At 49.5% G+C, this 1,567-nt stretch carries 2 protein-coding genes; both read right to left on the reverse strand.

Going from position 1 to position 1,567, the window contains the following annotated elements:
• Positions 1–898, reverse strand: an 898-nt coding sequence (ilvC, locus tag H525_RS0115435; RefSeq protein WP_027416911.1) for a ketol-acid reductoisomerase, incomplete at its 3' end; no start/stop codon positions are given.
• A 64-nt stretch (positions 899–962) separates the two neighbouring features.
• On the reverse strand, positions 963–1,460 hold the full coding sequence (gene ilvN / locus H525_RS0115440; RefSeq protein ID WP_027416912.1) for an acetolactate synthase small subunit: 498 nt from the start codon (positions 1,458–1,460) through the stop codon (positions 963–965).
• Positions 1,461–1,567 lie beyond the last annotated feature (107 nt).

Below are 1,567 nucleotides of genomic sequence, written 5' to 3' on the forward strand. Positions count from 1 at the left end.
CGGCGCGTCCGGATTGATTTTCCAGAATCCAGTTTTTCGCAAACGTACCTTCCTGAATTTCTTTCAGAACCTTTCTCATTTCCGCTTTTGTATCGTCCGTGATAATGCGCTTGCCGATGCTGTAATCCCCGAATTCTGCAGTATCGCTAATCGAATAGCGCATGTATTCCAGTCCGCCTTCGTACATCAAATCAACGATCAGCTTTAATTCATGCAGGCATTCAAAGTAGGCGATTTCAGGCTCATATCCTGCTTCCGTCAGCGTTTCAAACCCGGCTTTAACAAGTTCGGACACCCCGCCGCACAGAACCGCTTGCTCACCGAACAGGTCGGTTTCCGTTTCTTCCCGGAATGACGTCTCGATGACTCCCGCACGTGTGCATCCGATGCCGCTTGCATACGCGAGGCCGAGTTCTTTTGCTTTGCCTGTTCCATCCTGGTAGACGGCGAGAAGTCCCGGAACGCCAAATCCTTCTGTGTACACACGGCGTACCATATGCCCCGGGCTTTTCGGAGCGACCATGACGACATCCGTACCTTCAGGAGCGACAATCTGCTCGAAATGGATATTAAAGCCATGTGAGAAGAAAAGAGCCGCGCCGTTTTTCAGGTTGGGGCGGATTTGTTCATTGTAAACTTTCGCCTGCTGTTCGTCGGGAAGCAAAATCATGATCACATCGGCTTTAGCCGCTGCTTCATCTACTGTATATACTTCAAAGCCGTCGTTTTCTGCTTGCTGCCATGAACGGCCTTTACGAAGGCCGATGATGACGTTCATGCCGCTGTCGCGAAGATTTTGCGCCTGCGCATGCCCCTGGCTGCCATAGCCAACTACAGCAATTGTTTTTCCTCTAAGTGCTTCTTGATTTGCATCCTTTTCGTAGTACATCGTTACCATTTGTTGTTCCTCCTGTTATTGTAAGTTGATTTTTGATGGGATGAATGGCTCCGCTGTCCCCTGGCTATACTTTCGCAAGGGCAGAACCGCGGCTAATCGCTGTCACACCGGTGCGGGAAAGTTCCTTGATTCCGTATGGTTTTAACAATTCGATTAGCGCGTCAACTTTATCTGAATCTCCCGTTGCCTGTATGACAAGCGATGTCGGACTTACATCAACAATGCTTGCCCGGAACGGGTCGATAATGCCATTAATTTCTGAACGGGCAGCCGGATTTGCCTCTACCTTTACCAGAACCAACTCCCTGGCTACCATGGAACTGCTGCTTAAGTGGGTGACCTTGAGGACATCAATCAGCTTGTGAAAATGTTTCATAATCTGCTCTAATGTCCGCTCATCCCCGCTCGTCACAATGGTCATGCGGGAAAATCCAGGCTCTTCCGATTGACCTACAGTAATGCTGTCAATATTGAATCCGCGCTGGCCCATCAGGTTCGCCACCCTGGCGAGAACCCCAGGCTCGTCGTTTACGAGTATGGATATGGTATGTTTTTGCTCCATATTACTTTTCATCTCCCAGTACCATCTGATCTAACGTTGAACCCGCAGCTACCATTGGATAGACATTTTCTTCCGGTTCGACAACGAACTCAACGAGAACAGGGCCA

The sequence above is a fragment of the Aneurinibacillus terranovensis DSM 18919 genome, assembly GCF_000430625.1.
Taxonomy (GTDB): Bacteria; Bacillota; Bacilli; order Aneurinibacillales; family Aneurinibacillaceae; genus Aneurinibacillus_B; species Aneurinibacillus_B terranovensis.